We start from the raw sequence: 17,535 nt of genomic DNA, 5'->3' as shown, positions 1-17,535 counted from the left end.
GCCCGCTCGCGGCATTCTAGAGAAGCGCGAGCACATCCTCCGGCGGGCGGCCGATGGCGGCGCGGGTCCCGTTGAAGACCACCGGACGCTCGATCAGCACCGGGTTCGCGGCCATGGCGGCGATGAGCCGGTCAGGATCGGTCTCGGAGGCCAGGTCGAGCTCGCGGTAGAGCGCCTCCTTGGTGCGCATCAGCGCGCGCGGATCGGTGAGCCCGAGCGCGGTCAGCGCGGCGCGGATCTCCGCCGCGTCCGGCGCGTCCTTGAGGTAGAGCCGCACCTCGGGTTCCACGCCTTTCTCGCGTAGCAGCTCAAGGGTCTGGCGCGACTTGGAACAGCGCGGGTTGTGCCAGATCGACACGCTCATTCCGGATCTCCTTCTCCTTCGGGATCGGCCCGCGACCAGGCATCGACATTGCGGCCGACCGCCATGTCAATGCGGGCCAGCCCATGCCGGTCGAGACAATGGGACAGGTGGCCCACTATGTCGCCGACCAGCTCCGGCCCCTGATAGATCAGCCCGGTGTAGAGCTGGATCAGCGTTGCGCCGGCGGTGATCTTGGTCCAGGCGCTCTCGCCGCTGTCGATGCCGCCAACGCCGATGATCGGCAGGCTGGGGCCGACCCGCTGGCGGGTGCGCGCCAAAGTAACGGTGGCGCGGCGGAACAGCGGCCGGCCGGACAGGCCGCCCGCCTCGGACGCCGTGGCCTTGTCCCGCAGGCCCTGGCGCGCCACCGTGGTGTTGGAGACGATCATCCCGTCCACCCGTGCGGCGAGCACCTCGGCGGCGATGTCGTCAAGCCCGGCCTCGTCCACATCGGGGGCGATCTTCAGCAGCACCGGCACGGAGCGCCCATGCTTTTCCGCCGCACCGTCGCGGGCATCCAGCACCCGGGCAAGCAGCTCGCGCAGCGCCGCGCGCCCTTGCAGATCGCGCAGGCCCGGCGTGTTCGGCGAGGAGATGTTGACGGTGAAATAGGAGGCCAGATCGGCGAAGGTCTCGATCCCGGTCACATAGTCGGCCACCCGGTCGGCCGCGTCCTTGTTGGCGCCGATGTTGATGCCGACGACGCCGCCGCGATGCCGGCGCGCGATCAGCCGCGCGCGCAGCGCCGCATGGCCGGCGTTGTTGAAACCGAGGCGGTTGATCACCGCGCGGTCATCGGCAAGACGGAAGATCCGGGGCTTTGGGTTCCCCTCCTGCGGCCGGGGCGTCACGGTACCGATTTCGGTGAAGCCGAAGCCCAGCGCCAGCAGGGCATCCGGCACCTCGCCGTTCTTGTCGAACCCGGCGGCCATGCCGAGCGGATTGGGGAAGGTGAGATCGGCAAGGGTCATTGCCAGGCGCTCATCCTGCGGCGCCGGGCAGGACAGCGCCAGCCCGCTGGCCAGCCCCTTGATCGTCAGACCATGCGCCGTCTCCGGATCCATCGACAACAGCGCCTTGCGGGCGAGACGTCCGGCCAGATGGGTCAGCATTCCAGCTCCTCCGGAAAGACGTGCTCTCCGCCCGCATCGAGCGGCAACTCGCGCACCCACACCACCGCGCTCATTTCAAGCGCGCCATAGAGATGGGGAAAGAGCTGGCCGCCGCGCGAGGGCTCCCACTTGAGCGCCGGCCCGAGCCGGTCCGCGTCGATGGCGGCAAGCAGGAGATCCGCCTGACCGTGGAAATGTTTTTTTGCCGTCTCCCGAACCTGTGCAGCCGTGGAAAAGTGAATAAAGCCGTCGGCAACATCCACCGGCGCACCGGTAAAACGCCCCAGACTTTCGGCCTCGCGCCAGGCCGGAGCTGGAGAAATCTTGTAAATCAGTGACATGCTGGCAGCATCCCGACATTCGTGGTTTGCATTGTTGTGGGAGTACAGGGGCTGGGCCCGCCAGACAAGGCGAAAGGCACGCCGGGCGCGGACTGGCAGTTTGGCCAATCTAGGAATATATACCGAAACGGGGATATCCTGAGAGCGGATGCGCCGCCTTCGCGGGAGTTTCGAACCGGAGCCGAACAATGCTGTCGCATGAGAGCGTATGGTGCGCCATCGACCTTCTGGCCCGCAAGAACGGGCTGACCCCCTCCGGCCTCGCCCGCCGCGCCGGTCTCGATCCGACCACCTTCAACCCCTCCAAGCGCACCGCCGGAGACGGACGGCCGCGCTGGCCATCAATGGAATCCATCGCCAAGATCCTCAGCGCCACCCAGGCGGACCTGTCGGAGTTCGTCGCGCTCACCGGAAGCGGCGCGGAAGCTGGCGATGAGGTCGCGGCCGATGACCTGACCGCCGATGGCGTGGAGGATCTGCCGCTGCCCTTGCCGCAGACCGTGCCGCTGCTGGCCAGCGCCGAGGCCGGGGCCGGCGGCTTCTTCGACGATGGCGGTTATCCGCTCGGCTCCGGCTGGAACGAGGTGCCGCTGCCCAGTCTGCGCGGCACCGGCGACTACGCCCTCAAGGTGACCGGAGATGGCATGCTGCCGCTCTACCGCGACGGCGATATCGTTGTGGTCTCCCCCCGTACGAAGGTGCGGCGCGGCGACCGGATCATCATCAAACCGCACAGCGGCGAGCTGACGGTCCGGATCTTTCAGCGCAAGACGACAACGCTCCTGGAAACCCGGTCGCTGGACGGCGGCGCGAAAGGCGATGCCGCGAAAACGACGATCCGTCTCAGCGAGATCGACTGGATCGCCCGCATCATCTGGGCCAGTCAGTAACGCCCCGACACAGGTGGTTTCATGCGCCGCAGTGCCTCGCTCCTTCTGCTGACCGTCACCGGCATCGCCCTGGCCGCAAGCCTTGCCGGGCTTGCCACCTGGCTGACCGGCGCGCCGCCGTCCCCCGAGACGTCCGGCGAAACGTCTGCCGCGGCAACGCCCCCGACAGACACGCCCACAGCCGATCAACTGGCGGGGATCCGGCCAGACACCCCATCGGCACCCGAAAGCCCATCCCTGCCCGAGGCGCCTCACCCCAGCAGCATTCGCAATGTCACGCCAACGGGGATCCTGCCGCCGCCGACCGTCTCCGGACCGCTGAAGCGGGTGGCGGGAACGGAAACCCGCCCGCCGCCACCGGACGTTCCCAGCGAGCTTGCCTTCCGCCGCCCCCTGATCGTCGACGCGGGTACCCTGCGCCACAAGCGGCTGACATTGCGCCTTGCCGATATCGACGCACCGGGGCTGGAGGAAACCTGCCCCTCGCGGCTCGGCGGTGACTGGCCTTGCGGCATGCGCGCCCGTACAGCGCTGCGCGGCTTCGTCCGCCGACAAACCGTCACGTGCGAGACAGAGGCAGAGGAAGAGCCCGAGGCTGACGCAAACACCGCCGGCGACGCGGGCAGCGACAGCGACACGATCACCGCCCGCTGCCGCCGGGGCGACATCGATCTGTCCCTGTGGCTGGCGCAGCATGGCTGGGCCCGGGCCGCCACGGACGCCCCGGCCGAAATCACCGAGGCCGCCACAGCGGCGCGGGCGGCGAAAAAAGGGATCTGGCAACTGGATGGTCCGGTCGCGCCGGCGACACGTCTGCCCTCACCCGATCCGGCGGGAGACGGCGCCGGTCTGCCGCAACTGGAGATGCCGGGCGATGCGGTGGAGATCATCGACACGCCCTGGTTCCCGGGCATGGAAACCAGTGAGGACGACGGGGAAGACACCGTGGACGCCGAAGAAGGCACCGGATGGGATAGCGGCCCTCTGGCTCCGATCAACGGGAACTGAGCGCGACCGGCGCAAGGGATGCTACGCCTGCGGCGTCTCCAGCCCGTCCTCGGTCATATAGGGCGCCACATGTTCCGCCCAGCCGAGATAGCCCGCTTCGGAGGGGTGGATGCCATCCGGGCAGAAGCCGATCGGGGGAAGCCCCACGGCCGGCGGGATCGCCACCGCGCCGCGCTCGCCGCACAGGCACGCCCCGAGCCGGTTGAACAGGCGCATCCGCTGGCGCAGGATCGCCGCCAGCACCGGCGGCAGGGCGGGCATTTCCGCCGGATCCAGCATCTGCGACCAGTAAAGCCGGGCCTCGGGGAAGCGCGCCTTCAGCGCATAGATCAGGCCGCCGAATTCCTTCGCCCAGCGGCGTCCGGAGTGGAAGTTCTTCATGTCATTGAAGCCGACGGTGATCAGGATGTGGCTATAGACCACCGGCTCCAGATTGTGCACCACATGGTCGCGCAGCGAACCGGCGGTCGCCGAGTTGAACCCGGCGGCCCGCCATTCAACCGGGCCGCCCAAGCGGGGCGCCAGCGTCTCCGCCAGCCGGCTGGCCATGCCATCGGACTGGCGGGCGATGCCGACCGAGGCGGCGGAGGAATCGCCGATCACCAACAGCCTGGTGGGCGGCTTTCCGGCCTCCCCGGCCAGACCGAGAGGGCTGCCCGCCGCCGGCGGCAGGCGCGGGGTGCGCCCGCGCACCCGCAGGCCAATCACCGCATAAAGCGGAAAGGCGATCCAGCTTAGCCCCGCAGCGACATCCACCATCACCCCCTCCCCGCTTCATCCGGTTCCCGGTCGTCAGCTCTCGGATGCGAGCTCGCCGGACAGTGCCTTGCCGATCAGCGCCCGGGTCTCGGCGATGCCGTAGAGCGCGACGAAGGAGCCGAAGCGCGGGCCGCGCTCCTGCCCCAGCAGCAGCCGGTAGAGCGCGGAGAACCAGGCCACCGACACCCCCGGACCGCCGTCCGGGCTCTTCTTCTTCGGATCCTGATAGCGCTCGATGGCACGGCCGACATCGAGCACCGCATCCTGGATCGCCGCCCCATCCGCATCCGCCGGCAGGGCCGCCAGCTTCTCGTCCAGCGCCCGCAACGCGGCCAGCTCGACCTCATCCGGCGTGTGGAAGGTCTTGTTCGGCCGGACGAAGTCCTCGAAGTAGCGGATCGCGTAGCCGACAAGCTCATCGAGCTTGGGATGGGTCTCTGCTGTCACCCCCGGCGCATAGCGGGAGATGAAGGCCCAGAGCACATCCTTGTTCTCCGCATTGGAGGCGGACACCAGGTTGAGCAGCATGGCAAACGGCACCGGCATGTCGATGCGCGGCGGCTGCCCGGAGTGAATGTGCCAGACCGGATTGACGAGTTGCTGTTCCACCGGCATCGCCGCGTATTTCTGGGCGAAGGTGAAATACTCGTCCACCGCCTTCGGGATGACGTCGAAGTGCAGCTTCTTCGCCGTCCGCGGCTTGGTGTACATGTACAGCGCAAGGCTCTCCGGCGAGGCATAGGTCAGCCATTCGTCGATGGTGACGCCATTGCCCTTGGACTTGGAGATCTTCTGGCCGTTTTCATCCAGGAACAGCTCGTAGACGAAATGCTCCGGCGCGGTGCCCCCCAGGATTTCGCAGATGCTGTCGTAGATCTTCGCGTTGGTCAGGTGATCCTTGCCGAACATCTCGAAGTCGACATCGAGCGCGGCCCAGCGGGCGCCGAAATCCGGCTTCCACTGCAGCTTCACATTGCCGCCGGTGACCGGAAGGGTCACGTCGCGCCCATCCTCGTCGGCAAAGGTGATGGTGCCCTCGGAGGCATTGACGTCCTTCATCGGCACATAAAGCACCCGGCCGGACAGCGGCGAGATCGGCAGGAACGGGCTGTAGGTCGCCTGCCGCTCCTCGCCGAGGGTCGGCAGCATCACATCCATGATGGCCTGGTACTTCTCCACCGCCTTCAGGAGGACCGCGTCGAAGCGGCCGGACTTGTAATACTCCGTCGCGCTGGCGAACTCGTAATCGAAGCCGAAGGTATCAAGGAAGCGGCGCAGCATGGCGTTGTTGTGATCGCCGAAGCTGGCATAGTCGCCGCCGAAGGGGTTGGGAACCGCGGTCAGCGGCTTGTGCAGATGCGGCTCGAGGAACGCCTTGTCCGGCACATTGTCCGGGATCTTGCGCATCCCGTCCATATCGTCGGAAAAGCACATCAGCCGGGTCGGGATCTTGTCCTCGGTCAGCAGACGGAAGGCGGTGCGCACCATGGTCGTGCGCGCCACCTCGCCAAAGGTGCCGATATGCGGCAGGCCCGAGGGACCATAGCCGGTCTCGAACAGCACCGGGCGGTCCAGCCCCCGGGCCTCGACCCGTTTCAGCAGTTTCCGCGCCTCCTCGAACGGCCAGGCTTTGGAGTCCCGGGCCGCCTCGACAACAGATCGTGACAGATCGAGCGGGGGCAACTGAGGTGAGGTCATGGGTCTTGGACCATCCGGTTTGAAAGTGTTCTGGAATACCCGGCACGGGCACAAGGGTCGCATGCGGGGGCGCGCGGACACTAATTCAACCGCCGGTCAAACGAAACCGGAAACGGCAAAAAAAGCACCCCGTCCCGATATGCCGCCCGCGACGGGCAGAACATGCTTGAACTCTCCCGCCCCCCGGCTTACGTCAGAACGTCCCATGCTTGAAGTCAAGAAAGGCTCGAACCGCAACATGAGTGAGCGAATTAGCCTCCAGGAAGCCCTGATTTACGTGATGGTGATGGTTTCGGCCGCCGACAGCAGCATGACCGACAAGGAGTTGCAGTCCATGGGCGAGGTGATCCGCACCCTGCCCGTGTTCAAGGATTTCGATCAGGAGCGCCTGCTGGAGGTCGCGCAGTCCTGCGGTGCCCGGCTGCAGGAAGACAACGGCCTGCAGGAAACCCTTGCCCTGATCGCCGGAAGCGTCCCGCAGAAGCATCGTGACACCGCCTATGCGGTCGCGGTCGAAGTGGCGGTCGCCGACCTGATGGTCAAGCAGGAAGAGCTGCGGCTGTTGCAGATGCTGCGGGATGCGCTCGATCTCGACAAGCTGACCGTCGCCGCCATCGAGCGCGGCGCACAGGCGCGCTACCGCGCCGCCTGAGGCCGGCGCGTCAGGCTGTTCTCGTCCTCATCATCCCCCTCAGCGCGCCCGCCTTCCTCACAAGGTGCGGGCGGCTGAAAGCCCGCGCCCGTCACCCAGGGCTCGGGCCGGCCAATGTGATACCCTTGCACCGCCGTCACGCCGAGGCGCCGCAGAGTCTCCAGCATCCGCGCATTCTCGACATATTCGGCGATCACCTCGACGCCAATCTTGCGGGCCACCGCGACAATACCGGCGACGATGGTCTGCTGCACTTCGTCCTCGGCCACCGAACCGATGATCGCGCCGTCGATCTTCAGGCTGTCGATCTGGAACTGGCGCAGATAGACGAAGGACGACAAGCCCGAGCCGAAGTCGTCAAGGATGATGCCGCATCCGCGCGCCCGTAGCGCGCCAATCAGGCTCTGGGCCGTCGCCATGCTGCGCACCGCCGCCGTCTCGGTGATCTCGAACGCCAGCCGCCGGGCAACCTCCGGCCGCTCGTCCAGCGTGGCGACAAGGAAATCCTTGAAATCCGGATCGCCGATCGACTGGCCCGACAGATTGAGGGTCAACGTCACGCCGGCCTCGACCTCATCGATATGGCGCAGCGCCGTCGTCACCACCCAGCGGTCGATCCGCGGCATCAGGCCATGACGCTCGGCCGAGGAGATCAGCGCCGCCGGCGCGACCACCCGCCCGTTCTCATCGACGAAGCGCAAGAGCACTTCCAGCAAGGCGCGCCCGCCCTCCGCGACCGGCCTGATCGGCATGGTGTAGAGCTGAAGCGCGTCCTGTTCGAGCGCCTGCTTGATCACCTGCAGATTGCCGATATCGACCCGTTGGGCCACCATCTCCGAGGCGTCGGGCCGGTAGACGATTGCCCGGGCGCCGCCGACCTCCTTGGCGAACAGGCACGCCTGATCGGCCTGGTTGAGCACATCGAACACCGAGATGGAGCCTTCCTGCGTCTTCCGGTGGTCGATCATGGCGATGCCGGCGCTGGCACTGACGGAATAGCGTTCCCCCTGCCAGATGAACTGCATGGAGACTAGATTGGCCAGGATCCGGTTGCCCAGATCGAGCGCCGCCGCCCGGGTGGCGCGCTTCAACACCACCGCGAATTCGTCGCCGCCCAGACGGGCCGGGCTGATGCCCTCCTCCTCGGCGAAGGTGCGCAGCATGTCGGCGATCTGGCAAAGCAGCGCGTCCCCGGCGCTGTGCCCGGCACGATCATTGATGATCTTGAAGCCATCCAGGTCGATGCTGATCAAAGCCGCACTGCCGCCGCTGGACTGCACCCGCTCCAGGCAGCCTTCCAGAGTCTCCAGCAGGGCGTAGCGATTGGCCAGCCCGGTCAGCGCATCCTCACGCGCCTGTCGGCGCAACTTGCGCGCCAGCAGGCTGGCGGCGGTCACATCGCGCAGCACCACCACCGCACCGGAGATGCTTCCGTCCCGCTCCCGGTATGGCTCCATGCGCACATGCAGGTAGATGACCTTGTCGTCCGCCTGCTCGAGCGCGTGCTCGTATTCCAGTGACTTTCCGGAAAAACAGGCATCGAGATTGGCCTTCGCCCGGCTCTCGAACCGCTCCGCGCCGATCAGGTCGCGCACGTGACAGCCGACGATTTCGCTGACCTTGCGCTTGTAGAACCGGGCGTTGGCCCTGTTGGTCAGCTTGTAACGGTAGTCGAGACCGATCACCGAAACCCGATCGGAGGTCTGGCGCACGATCTCCTCATACATGGTCAGCCGGTCGTCGAGCTGCTGATACTGGGTGACGTCGCGGACGGAGATCAGCACGCATTCAATACGCCCACCGGGGGAGAACACCGGCTGATGGTAGACCTCCCAGACCCGCCCCCTGGTCGGTGGCCGCAAGCCATTGCCGCGCACCTGCGAGGCCCGCCCGGCGAAAGCCGCGTCGATCGACGGCTTGCGCAGCTCGAACACCTCCTGGCCGAGCACTTCCGCGACCGTATGGCCGAGGATCTCGGCGCGCGTCCGGCCGGCGACGCCGACGAAAGCGTCATCGATTTCCCAGATGCGGTACTGCCGGTCACAGACGAAAATGCCATCCCGGGTCAGGTCGATGATGGCGCTGCGCAAGGTCTGCCGGTCGATGCTCAGCGGCCAGTCCGGAACCGGTCCCTCGGCGGCCACATCGGCGGAAAACGGCTGAACCAGAGGCCCGCCGCCGACCTCATGCACGGGAGTGTCTTGCGCCTGCGCGCAAGAAGGCGACGCCGCGTCTTCCGCCCGGGCTTCCTTTCCAAACGTCGTCCCGGCCACACCTTGTGCAGCCTCCGACGTGGAACCCGGTGCCGAAAAACGCTCCGCCACGGTCAGCCCTTCCCCGCCCTGCGCCGAGTTCCTGCCGCTGTCCTCCCCCTGCTCATCCCCCGGGTGCCTCCTCCCAGATCTCCGGCTTGCCGATATGATAGCCCTGAACGAAGTGAACGCCGAGGCGCTGCAGGATCATCATCGCCTCCTCGCTGTCCACATACTCTGCAATGACGCTGACATTCATCGCCTCGGCGACCGCGACGATCCCCGCGACGATGGTCTGCTGCACCTGATCCTCAACGATCTCGCCGATGATCGCGCCGTCGATCTTCAGCATGTCGACCTGAAACTGGCGCAGATAACCAAAGGAGGACAGGCCTGAGCCGAAATCGTCGAGAATGATGCCACAGCCGCGCGCGCGCAGCGCCTTGATCAGGGACTGGGCCGTTTCCATGGACCGGACCGCTGCCGTCTCGGTGATTTCGAAGGAGAGCCGGTCGATGCCGACGCCCTCCGCATCCAGCGCATCGAGAAGGAAGGCCTTGAAGCGGGGATCGCCGACCGACTGGCCGGACAGATTGACACTGAAGCGCACCCGCTCGCGATAGCGGCGCAGCCGCCTGAGCACCGTCGTCACCACCCAGCGGTCGACACGGCTCATCATCCCGTGCCGCTCGGCGGAGGCGATGAAGGAGGCGGGCGACAGAACCGCGCCATCCTCGCCGACGATCCGCAACAGCACTTCCCGCGAGGGCAGGCTGCGCCCGTCGATCGGCATCACCGGCATGGTGAACAACTGAAAGCTGTCTTCCTGCAAGGCTTTCTGCACGACCCGGAGATTGCCCGCATCCTCCAGCCGCGCCACCATCTCGCTGTCGTCGGGATGGTAGAACGACACCCGCGCGCCGCCCTTTTCCTTGGCCACCAGACAGGCCTTGTCGGCCCAGTTGATGACATCGAAGACCGTGGGGGTGAGCGGGCGGGTCATGTCCTTGTCCAGCATGGCAATGCCGACACTGGCACCAACCGCGTAATAGGTTCCCTCCCAGTTGAACCCGGCCATATCGATCATCGACACGATGCGATTGCCGATGGCGATCGCCTCCGCCCTGCCGGAAACGCTGAGCACGAGCGCGAATTCATCCCCGCCAACCCGCGCCACGCAAGCCCGCTCGCCGGCCGCCGCGCGCAGCAATCCGGCCACCTGTTTCAGCAGCGCGTCGCCCGCGCTGTGTCCGCCCAGATCGTTGACCGCCTTGAAGTCATCCAGATCCACAAGGATCAGTGCCGGCATGCAGGTCCAGTCGTCCTCGCCCTTTGCCAGACACTTCTTGAGCCGGGCGCGCAACTCTTCCTCCAGGGCATAACGGTTGGCCAGACCAGTGAGAAAATCCTCGCTGGCCTGGCGCCGGAGCTGCCGGGCCATCATGGTCGCGCGGGTCACGTCCCGTTTGCTGACCACCGCCCCCTTGATCTTGCCATCGTCCTCGCGAAACGGCTGCAACCGGACCTCATAGAAGATCCGCTTGCCGTCCGGAGCGATGTGCTCGTACTCGTACTGAAGCGTTTCCCCGGCGAAACAGGCGGACAGCTTCTCCTGTGCCAGCTCGGCAAAATGCTTCTCACCGATCACCGACACCAGATCCCGGCCGATAATCTCCTCATGGGTCAGCCCCCAGGAGGCGGCATTGGCCGGATTGGACCAAAGGTAGCGAAAATTGCAGCCGATGACCGCCATGCACTCGGAGCTCTGCCGGAACACCTCGTCATGCATCGAGACCCGGCTGGCCAGATCGTGCAGGGCGGTGGTGTCCTCGATCATCAGCACCACGCCGGTCACATCGCCATCGGGGGCAAGCACCGGTTCCTGCCGGATCCGCAGCAGCCGGCCACGGCTGGCCCGGCGTGTCCCCCATTCCAGCATAGACTGGGGCTGGCCGGCGAGCGTGACATCGAGCGCCGCTTTGCGGGAGCGAAAGAAAGCCTCGCCAAACACCTGCGCAACGCTGCGACCTAGGGTCTCCTCGCGCAGAAAGGACTCATGGCGCAGAAAGGCCTCGTTGATATGGCGAATGATGTACTCACGGTCGCAGCACAACATGCGGACGGGCGAACGGTTGAACGCCGTCTCGAACGCCAGATCGGGTTGTTCCGACCGAGCGCCGCTGTCGCGTTGGGCAACTTCCACTGTCCTCACCATCAATGGCTCACCACTCAGGCTGCAGCCCCCCTTGAGCGCCAGAAACCGCCTTCCAGACTAAACCTCAGGTATTATAAAAAACATAATAGAAACCCGGATTTTGAATAGCGGCCTCTCAGCTCAAGAGAATGTGAAAGTAATGCATCGACACAATTTGCAATGACTAGTTGAAACCCCTATCCGTATTTGTATCTAAAACCCTTCCGGACCGGAAACGCCAACTCAGTTCACGCTCCGAACATCATCCGGCGCATCGAGGGAAAACGCCGGAACCACCGCGTCGAATGCTTCGCCGCCGGCAACCTCCAGATGATACGATCCGGTCATCATTCCGGATGAGGTGCGCAAGGGGCAGCCGGACGTATAGTCGAACCGCTCGCCCGGCGCGATCACCGGCTGCTCGCCAACCACCCCTGCACCGCGCACCTCCTCCACATGCCCGGTGGCGTCGATGATCCGCCAGTACCGCGAGCGCAGATAGACCGTTTCCGTTCCAAGGTTCTCGATGGCAACGGTATAGGCCCAGAAATGGTAGCCCCGCTCCGGGTCCGATTTCTCGCGCAGATAGAACGGCTCGACCGAGATGCGGATGCCGCGGGTCACGGCCTGATAGGGTGTCTGTGTCACGTCTTTTTCTCTCCAAGCCCGGACCCGGCCTTCCCGCCGACAGCCAAAACGCGCTGATGTTCCTCGTCCGCTATCCTGCCCTGTCGCCCTTGACGAAAGGTTGCCTCCAGGGCGGCACGGGCCGTTAACAGGGAAGTGACACCCTTGTGGCTTGCGCGCCCTAGCCGTCTCGGTCATGAGAAACAGTGCTGTCTTCGCGGAGGTTCCGTTGTTCGATCCCATCCTGCGCCGTCTTGTCGATCCGCCGCTCAATGCGGCGGGGCGCAGGCTCGCCGCCTCCGGCCTTCATGCCGATACGGTCACCCTTGCCGGCTTCGCCCTGGGGCTTGGCGGTGCTGCCGCCATCGTCTTCGGCCACGGGTGGATCGCGCTGGCGCTGATCCTCCTCAACCGGCTTGCCGATGGCCTCGATGGCGCGCTCGCCCGGGCCGGGCGACAGACCGACCGGGGCGGATACCTGGATATCGTTCTTGATTTCTTCTTCTACGGCGCCGTGCCCTTTGCCTTCGCCCTCGCCGCACCGCAGGCGAATGGACTTGCGGCAGCGGCGCTTCTGCTCGCCTTTTACATGAACGGCGCCAGCTTTCTCGCCTTTGCCGTCATGGCGGAAAAACGCCGGCTGAGCACCGAGGCGCAAGGACGCAAGTCGCTCTACTATCTCGGCGGCCTCGCCGAAGGCGGGGAAACCATCGCGGTGTTCGCCGCCATGTGCCTGTTTCCCGGCTGGTTCCCCCCCCTCGCCTATGGCTTTGCCCTGCTGTGCACCGTCTCGGCGCTGGCCCGGGTAGCCATGGTCATGCAGATGCTAAAAGACTGAAACAGGTGGCCGTCACACCCGGGCGAGCGCCCCGGTCAGATCCTCGGCCAGATCCTCCACATCCTCCAGACCGACGGAGAAGCGGAGCAGCCCGTCGGAGATGCCCAGTTCCGCCCGCGCCTCGTCGGTCAGGCTCTGGTGCGTCGTGGTCGCCGGATGGGTGACAAGGCTCTTGGCATCGCCAAGGTTGTTCGACAGTTGCACGATGCGCAGCGCATTGGCGAAGTGGAACGCCGCCTCCTTGCCGGCCGCCAGTTCGAAGGCGATCATGGTCGACCCGGCCCCCATCTGCCGCCGCGCCAGGTCCGCCTGCGGGTGGTCGTCGCGGCCCGGATAGATCAGCCGCTTCACCGCTGGATGATCGGCCAGAAGATCGGCCAGCCGCGCCGCGCTCGCCGTCTGCCGCTCGACCCGCACCGGCAGGGTCTCAAGCCCCTTCAGCAGGACCCAGGCATTGAACGGGCTGAGCGCCGGTCCGGTGTGCTTCATCAGGGGCATCACCTCATCGGCGATCCATTCCTCGTCCGACAGCACCACCCCGCCAAGGCAGCGCCCCTGCCCGTCGATGTGCTTGGTCGCGGAATAAACCACCACATCGGCGCCAAGCTTCAGCGGCGATTGCCAGATCGGCGTGGCGAAGACATTGTCGACGATCAGCCGGGCGCCGACCGCATGGGCCATATCGGCGACGGCGGCAATGTCGATCACCTCAAGCGTCGGATTGGTCGGGCTTTCCAGGAAACAGGCGACGGTCTCCGGCCGGATCGCGGCCTTCCAGGCATCCAGATCCGTGCCATCGACCAGGGTGGAGGACACGCCAAAGCGCGGCAGCAGGGTCTCGACGATATAGCGGCAGGATCCGAACAGTGCCCTTGCGGCGACCACATGATCGCCGGCCTTGCAGGAGGCCAGCATCGCCAGGTTGACGGCGGCCATGCCGCTGGCGGTCGCCCGGGCGGCCTCCGCCCCTTCCAGCGCGGCGATCCGCGCCTCGAACATCGCCACGGTCGGATTGGCATAGCGGGAATAGACAAAGCCCGGATCGTCGCCGTTGAAGCGCGCCTCGGCGGCTTCCGCGCTGTCATAGACAAACCCTTGCGTCAGGAACATCGCTTCCGACGTCTCGCCAAAAGCGGAGCGCGTGGTTCCCCCATGCACCAGCGCGGTCGCCGGGCGCCAGTTTGTCTTTTCCGTCGTCATTCCTGCCTCCAAATGCAAAAACCCCGGCCGACGGGCCAGGGTTTTTGCAACCCGGCCTTTTTAGCTACTTGTTTAACGTGGCTGCAAGCCGGCCGGCTCAAATCACCACGGGAGCGCTTGTGATAAGGCAACAATCGCGCAGCGTCAACTTGAGGAAAAGCCCTTATGAGCCGACTTCCGGCGCGCAAAAGGGATATCGGCGTGGCCAAGCGCTCCAACCTGCGCTAAGCACGGCGGAACACCGCATTCGGGGAGCAAAATGACGGCACACGCTGAAGGAATCCTGCCGGCACAGGCAATCAGGGCAATGCTCGACAGCGGCACCATCCTGGCGCCGCGCAAACCCGATCCGGATCAGGTCCAGCCGGCCAGCCTCGACCTCCGGCTCGGGCCGCTCGCCTATCGGGTTCGCGCCAGCTTCCTGCCCGGCCCCGGCGCCCGGGTGGTGGAAAAGCTCGACCGGCTGAAGCTGCATGCCTTCGATCTGACGCGCGGGGCCGTGCTGGAGACCGGCTGCGTCTACATCGTGCCGCTGCTGGAAAGCCTCGACTTGCCCGAACACGTCTCGGCGACCACCAACCCGAAGAGCTCCACTGGCCGGCTCGACGTCTTCACCCGGGTGATCACCGACGACGGGCGCGCCTTCGACACGGTGCCCGCCGGCTATCGCGGCCCGCTTTATGCGGAAATCAGCCCGCGCACCTTCCCGGTGCTGGTGCGCGAGGGCTCGCGCCTGTCGCAGATCCGCTTCCGCTCCGGCGCCCCCACCGTCGATGACACCACCCTTGCCACCATCCACGCCGATCAGCGGCTGGTCACCGGCGGTCAGGAGGCGATCGGCGGCGGCGTGCAACTGACCATCGACCTGTGCGGCGACGGACCGGGCAGCCTGATCGGCTATCGCGGCAAGCGGCACACCGGCGTGATCGACATGGACGCCAAGGCGGCGCAGGACCCGCTCGACTTCTGGGAGCCGATCATCCATCGCGGCGCCGGCGATCTCATTCTCGACCCCAATGAATTCTACATTCTGGTCTCGCGCGAAGCGGTGCATGTGCCGCCGCTGTTCGCCGCCGAGATGGTGCCGTTCGATCCGTTGGTCGGCGAGTTCCGCGTCCATTACGCCGGCTTCTTCGATCCGGGCTTCGGCCATGCGGAGATCGGCGGCGGCGGCTCGCGCGCCGTGCTCGAGGTGCGCTCGCATGAGGTGCCGTTCATCGTCGAACACGGTCAGACCGTCGGCCGGCTGGTCTATGAGCACATGCAGGAGCGGCCGGAAAGCCTTTATGGCGAGGGGATCGGCTCCAACTACCAGGGCCAGGCGCTGAAGCTGTCGAAACACTTCAAGGCGAGCGTCTAGGGTAAAGCCGTTCATATGGCCAGCATCCTGGAAACAGAGCTCTACCCGCCGATAAAGGCTTTTCTCACGGCGCAAGGCTACGAGGTCAAGGCCGAGGTCGGTGCCGCCGATGTCGTCGCCTGCCGAGGCGGGGAAGATCCCGTGATCGTTGAACTGAAAACAGGTTTCACGCTGGGTCTTTTCCATCAGGCGATTGCACGGCAAGCGATCACCGATGCTGTCTATGTAGCGGTCCCCCGAATGGCGGGCCGCCGATTTCAACAGGCCCTGAAGAACAATCTCAAACTCGCTCGCCGTCTCGGCCTTGGACTGATCACGGTTCGGCTGTCAGATGAGCTGGTTGAAGTGCATCTGGATCCGGGCCCGTTCAGCCCGCGCAAGTCGAAGCCGCGCAAGGACCGGTTGCTCAGGGAATTCGCCCGCAGGGTGGGCGACCCGAACACCGGCGGCTCGACAAGAGTCAGGCTGGTGACAGCCTATCGGCAAGACGCGCTGCGCTGCGCCACACATCTAAACGCCAATGGCCCCAGCCGGGGAGCGGAGGTGGCCAGGGCGACCGGCGTTGCCCAGGCAACAAGGCTGTTGGCTGACGATCACTATGGCTGGTTTGAACGGGTTGAACGCGGTGTCTATGCGTTGACCCCAAAGGGAACAGCCGCCCTTCCCGCTTCGGCGAAAAACGCGAGATAGCACCATGCCCCTCATGACAATCACCCGCGAATATGAGGGGTATCTGGAGGATCGCAAGTCCCGGTTTCTGGCGCATCTGGTGCCGGTGGCGCTTTTCGAGCAGCGACTCGAGGAGTTGCACAAGCAACACCGCAAGGCCAACCACATCGTCACCGCGCATCGCCGGCTTCTCGACGACGACCGCATCGAGGAAAGCGGCAAGGACGACGGCGAACCGGCGGGCACCTCCGGCATGCCGGTCCTGCGCGTGCTTCAGGGGGCGGAACTGATCAATTGCGCCGTGCTGATCGTGCGCTATTTCGGCGGCGTCAAGCTGGGCGGTGGCGGCTTGGCACGCGCCTATTCAGGTGCCGCGCAGGACGCGATCGCCAACGCCGAGCCGATCCCCTTCCAGCGGGTTGCCGTGAAGCAGGTCAGCGCCGATTTCGCATCGAGCTCGGAGCTGGAACGCCAGGTCGAACAACTCGGCCTGACGGTCGCGGCGCGCGATTTTACGCAAGCCGGCGTGACGCTGACGCTGGAAGGCCCGGAAGAGAATCTGGCCCGGCTGGGCGCCTGACCGCCGCCTCAGTCGCCCGGACCGGTGCCGGGCGGCGCTTCAGTCCCCCTGTCCGGCGACGGGCCGCGCGAGCTCGGAGCGCAAGGCGCGGACCTCGGCCCTCAGCGCCTTGACCTCACCGAGCACCAGCCCGGTCTCGTCATGGATCGCCTGCCGGTCCGCCTCCGCCGTGTGTTCATGCTCCTGCTGCATCGCCGAGACGATGACGCCGATAAAGAGGTTCAGGACCGTGAAGGCGGTGCACAGGATGAACGGCACGAACAAAAGCCAGGACAGCGGGTAGACCTCCATCACCGGCCGGACGATGCCCATCGACCAGCTTTCCAGCGTCATGATCTGGAACAGGGTGTAGAGCGAGCGGCCGATGGTGCCGAACCAGTCCGGGAAGCTGGCGCCGTAAAGCTTGGTGGTCATCACCGCAAAGACATAGAACACCAGCGACAGCAGCAAGACGATCGAGCCCATGCCCGGCAGTGCGGCCACGAGCCCGCCGACGACCCGGCGCAGCGACGGCACCACGGAAATCAGGCGCAACACCCGCAGGATCCGCAAGGCCCGCAGCACCGAGAAGGCACCGCTGGCGGGCATCAGCGCAACGGCGACCACCGCGAAATCGAACAGGCTCCAGGGATCGCGGAAAAAGGCCAGCCGATGGGCGTAAATGCGAAGGGCGATTTCTGCGGTGAAGATCGCCAGCACCAGCCGGTCGAGCAGAACGAGCACCGGCCCGGCGGCCGCCATCGCCTGGGTGCTGGTCTCAAAGCCGAGGGTGACGGCGTTGACGACGATCAGGGAGATGATCGTCGCTTCCCAGCGCCTGGACTGCACCAGTTCCTTCAGCCGTTCCCGCATTCTGCCTGTTCTCCATTGCCACGCGAGGGGTCGATGACTTTTGCCCGGGGACCTCCCGGCGCTGCCAAAAGTGGCGATCCGGCGCCTGAATTCAAGCGCCTTGCCCCACAAACCGGGCGAGCCGAAGGCCGCCCCGCCA

At 65.7% G+C, this 17,535-nt stretch carries 17 protein-coding genes and 1 riboswitch; of the genes, 7 read left to right on the top strand and 10 right to left on the bottom strand.

All coding sequences use genetic code 11. The annotated features are described in order from the left end of the window. Positions 1–16: 16 nt before the first annotated feature. The 3 genes from arsC to IEV83_RS10385 are packed head-to-tail and all read right to left on the bottom strand — an operon-like array spanning position 17 to position 1,817. Positions 17–364 (bottom strand): arsenate reductase (glutaredoxin), encoded by a 348-nt coding sequence (gene arsC / locus IEV83_RS10395; protein ID WP_181760362.1) that lies wholly within the window; start codon positions 362–364, stop codon positions 17–19. Next, positions 361–1,476: a quinone-dependent dihydroorotate dehydrogenase gene (locus IEV83_RS10390; RefSeq protein ID WP_181760363.1), complete on the bottom strand. Its 1,116-nt coding sequence runs from the start codon at positions 1,474–1,476 to the stop codon at positions 361–363. Before IEV83_RS10390 ends, arsC begins: the two co-directional genes overlap by 4 nt. Continuing rightward, positions 1,470–1,817, bottom strand: a complete 348-nt coding sequence (locus tag IEV83_RS10385; protein WP_181760364.1) for a DUF952 domain-containing protein — start codon at positions 1,815–1,817, stop codon at positions 1,470–1,472. Before IEV83_RS10385 ends, IEV83_RS10390 begins: the two co-directional genes overlap by 7 nt. Before the next feature lie 188 nt (positions 1,818–2,005). On the opposite strand from IEV83_RS10385, the gene IEV83_RS10380 reads away from it, so the two are divergent. Continuing rightward, positions 2,006–2,707 (top strand): S24 family peptidase, encoded by a 702-nt coding sequence (locus tag IEV83_RS10380; RefSeq protein WP_181760365.1) that lies wholly within the window; start codon positions 2,006–2,008, stop codon positions 2,705–2,707. Positions 2,708–2,728: 21 nt separating this feature from the next. Beyond that, a complete protein-coding gene (locus IEV83_RS10375; protein ID WP_181760366.1) occupies positions 2,729–3,715 on the top strand; it encodes a thermonuclease family protein in 987 nt (328 codons plus the stop codon). A 21-nt stretch (positions 3,716–3,736) separates the two neighbouring features. On the opposite strand, the gene IEV83_RS10370 is transcribed toward IEV83_RS10375, so the two are convergent. Together IEV83_RS10370 and IEV83_RS10365 are read right to left on the bottom strand one after the other, a co-directional pair. Next, positions 3,737–4,474 carry an SGNH/GDSL hydrolase family protein gene (locus IEV83_RS10370; RefSeq protein ID WP_181760367.1) on the bottom strand — a complete coding sequence of 246 codons (738 nt, stop codon included), beginning with the start codon at positions 4,472–4,474 and terminating at the stop codon, positions 3,737–3,739. Positions 4,475–4,507: 33 nt separating this feature from the next. Then, positions 4,508–6,172, bottom strand: coding sequence for a lysine--tRNA ligase (locus IEV83_RS10365; protein WP_181760368.1), 1,665 nt, complete (start codon positions 6,170–6,172; stop codon positions 4,508–4,510). Positions 6,173–6,410: 238 nt separating this feature from the next. Between IEV83_RS10365 and IEV83_RS10360 the strand changes: the two genes are divergently transcribed. Then, on the top strand, positions 6,411–6,824 hold the full coding sequence (locus IEV83_RS10360) for a tellurite resistance TerB family protein (RefSeq protein WP_181760369.1): 414 nt from the start codon (positions 6,411–6,413) through the stop codon (positions 6,822–6,824). Here IEV83_RS10360 and IEV83_RS10355 read toward each other — a convergent pair. The 3 genes from IEV83_RS10355 to apaG form a co-directional block, all read right to left on the bottom strand. Next, on the bottom strand, positions 6,809–9,016 hold the full coding sequence (locus IEV83_RS10355; RefSeq protein ID WP_181760370.1) for a bifunctional diguanylate cyclase/phosphodiesterase: 2,208 nt from the start codon (positions 9,014–9,016) through the stop codon (positions 6,809–6,811). The genes IEV83_RS10360 and IEV83_RS10355 overlap by 16 nt on opposite strands. A gap of 184 nt (positions 9,017–9,200) precedes the next feature. Beyond that, positions 9,201–11,279 (bottom strand): putative bifunctional diguanylate cyclase/phosphodiesterase, encoded by a 2,079-nt coding sequence (locus IEV83_RS10350; protein ID WP_181760371.1) that lies wholly within the window; start codon positions 11,277–11,279, stop codon positions 9,201–9,203. A gap of 234 nt (positions 11,280–11,513) precedes the next feature. Then, positions 11,514–11,918 carry a Co2+/Mg2+ efflux facilitator ApaG/CorD gene (gene apaG / locus IEV83_RS10345; RefSeq protein ID WP_244628130.1) on the bottom strand — a complete coding sequence of 135 codons (405 nt, stop codon included), beginning with the start codon at positions 11,916–11,918 and terminating at the stop codon, positions 11,514–11,516. A 208-nt stretch (positions 11,919–12,126) separates the two neighbouring features. On the opposite strand from apaG, the gene IEV83_RS10340 reads away from it, so the two are divergent. Next, entirely contained in the window at positions 12,127–12,735 is a 609-nt protein-coding gene (locus IEV83_RS10340; RefSeq protein ID WP_181760373.1) for a CDP-alcohol phosphatidyltransferase family protein, read from the top strand. A gap of 12 nt (positions 12,736–12,747) precedes the next feature. Here the strand turns inward: IEV83_RS10340 and IEV83_RS10335 are convergent, their stop codons facing one another. Continuing rightward, the gene (locus IEV83_RS10335; protein ID WP_181760374.1) at positions 12,748–13,935 is read right to left on the bottom strand and encodes an O-succinylhomoserine sulfhydrylase; all 1,188 of its coding nucleotides are present in this window, start codon (positions 13,933–13,935) and stop codon (positions 12,748–12,750) included. A gap of 39 nt (positions 13,936–13,974) precedes the next feature. Further along, a riboswitch (SAM riboswitch) is annotated at positions 13,975–14,054 on the bottom strand. Between the two features lie 140 nt (positions 14,055–14,194). Here IEV83_RS10335 and IEV83_RS10330 point away from each other — a divergent pair. The 3 genes from IEV83_RS10330 to IEV83_RS10320 are packed head-to-tail and all read left to right on the top strand — an operon-like array spanning position 14,195 to position 16,544. Then, positions 14,195–15,295 (top strand): 2'-deoxycytidine 5'-triphosphate deaminase, encoded by a 1,101-nt coding sequence (locus IEV83_RS10330; RefSeq protein WP_181760375.1) that lies wholly within the window; start codon positions 14,195–14,197, stop codon positions 15,293–15,295. A gap of 15 nt (positions 15,296–15,310) precedes the next feature. After that, positions 15,311–15,985 carry a DUF2161 domain-containing phosphodiesterase gene (locus tag IEV83_RS10325; protein ID WP_181760376.1) on the top strand — a complete coding sequence of 225 codons (675 nt, stop codon included), beginning with the start codon at positions 15,311–15,313 and terminating at the stop codon, positions 15,983–15,985. Positions 15,986–15,989: 4 nt separating this feature from the next. Continuing rightward, the gene (locus IEV83_RS10320) at positions 15,990–16,544 is read left to right on the top strand and encodes an IMPACT family protein (RefSeq protein ID WP_181760377.1); all 555 of its coding nucleotides are present in this window, start codon (positions 15,990–15,992) and stop codon (positions 16,542–16,544) included. A gap of 39 nt (positions 16,545–16,583) precedes the next feature. Here IEV83_RS10320 and IEV83_RS10315 read toward each other — a convergent pair whose 3' ends face one another. Next, positions 16,584–17,396 (bottom strand): ion transporter, encoded by an 813-nt coding sequence (locus tag IEV83_RS10315; RefSeq protein ID WP_181760378.1) that lies wholly within the window; start codon positions 17,394–17,396, stop codon positions 16,584–16,586. Between the last annotated feature and the right edge of the window lie 139 nt (positions 17,397–17,535).

Source organism: Stappia taiwanensis, from assembly GCF_014635285.1.
Classification (GTDB): domain Bacteria; phylum Pseudomonadota; class Alphaproteobacteria; order Rhizobiales; family Stappiaceae; genus Stappia; species Stappia taiwanensis.
Note: the sequence above shows the minus strand (reverse complement) of the source record. Positions and strands in the feature narration are given on the sequence as shown.

Excerpts from the sequence above, each read along its gene's own strand:
- IEV83_RS10375 (WP_181760366.1), top strand. The coding sequence starts at position 2,729 with ATGCGCCGCAGTGCCTCGCTCCTTCTGCTGACCGTCACCGGCATCGCC.
- IEV83_RS10370 (WP_181760367.1), bottom strand. The coding sequence starts at position 4,474 with ATGGTGGATGTCGCTGCGGGGCTAAGCTGGATCGCCTTTCCGCTTTAT.
- IEV83_RS10385 (WP_181760364.1), bottom strand. The coding sequence starts at position 1,817 with ATGTCACTGATTTACAAGATTTCTCCAGCTCCGGCCTGGCGCGAGGCC.
- IEV83_RS10365 (WP_181760368.1), bottom strand. The coding sequence starts at position 6,172 with ATGACCTCACCTCAGTTGCCCCCGCTCGATCTGTCACGATCTGTTGTC.
- IEV83_RS10380 (WP_181760365.1), top strand. The coding sequence starts at position 2,006 with ATGCTGTCGCATGAGAGCGTATGGTGCGCCATCGACCTTCTGGCCCGC.
- IEV83_RS10320 (WP_181760377.1), top strand. The coding sequence starts at position 15,990 with ATGCCCCTCATGACAATCACCCGCGAATATGAGGGGTATCTGGAGGAT.
- arsC (WP_181760362.1), bottom strand. The coding sequence starts at position 364 with ATGAGCGTGTCGATCTGGCACAACCCGCGCTGTTCCAAGTCGCGCCAG.
- IEV83_RS10390 (WP_181760363.1), bottom strand. The coding sequence starts at position 1,476 with ATGCTGACCCATCTGGCCGGACGTCTCGCCCGCAAGGCGCTGTTGTCG.
- IEV83_RS10360 (WP_181760369.1), top strand. The coding sequence starts at position 6,411 with ATGAGTGAGCGAATTAGCCTCCAGGAAGCCCTGATTTACGTGATGGTG.
- IEV83_RS10330 (WP_181760375.1), top strand. The coding sequence starts at position 14,195 with ATGACGGCACACGCTGAAGGAATCCTGCCGGCACAGGCAATCAGGGCA.
- IEV83_RS10325 (WP_181760376.1), top strand. The coding sequence starts at position 15,311 with ATGGCCAGCATCCTGGAAACAGAGCTCTACCCGCCGATAAAGGCTTTT.
- IEV83_RS10315 (WP_181760378.1), bottom strand. The coding sequence starts at position 17,396 with ATGCGGGAACGGCTGAAGGAACTGGTGCAGTCCAGGCGCTGGGAAGCG.
- IEV83_RS10335 (WP_181760374.1), bottom strand. The coding sequence starts at position 13,935 with ATGACGACGGAAAAGACAAACTGGCGCCCGGCGACCGCGCTGGTGCAT.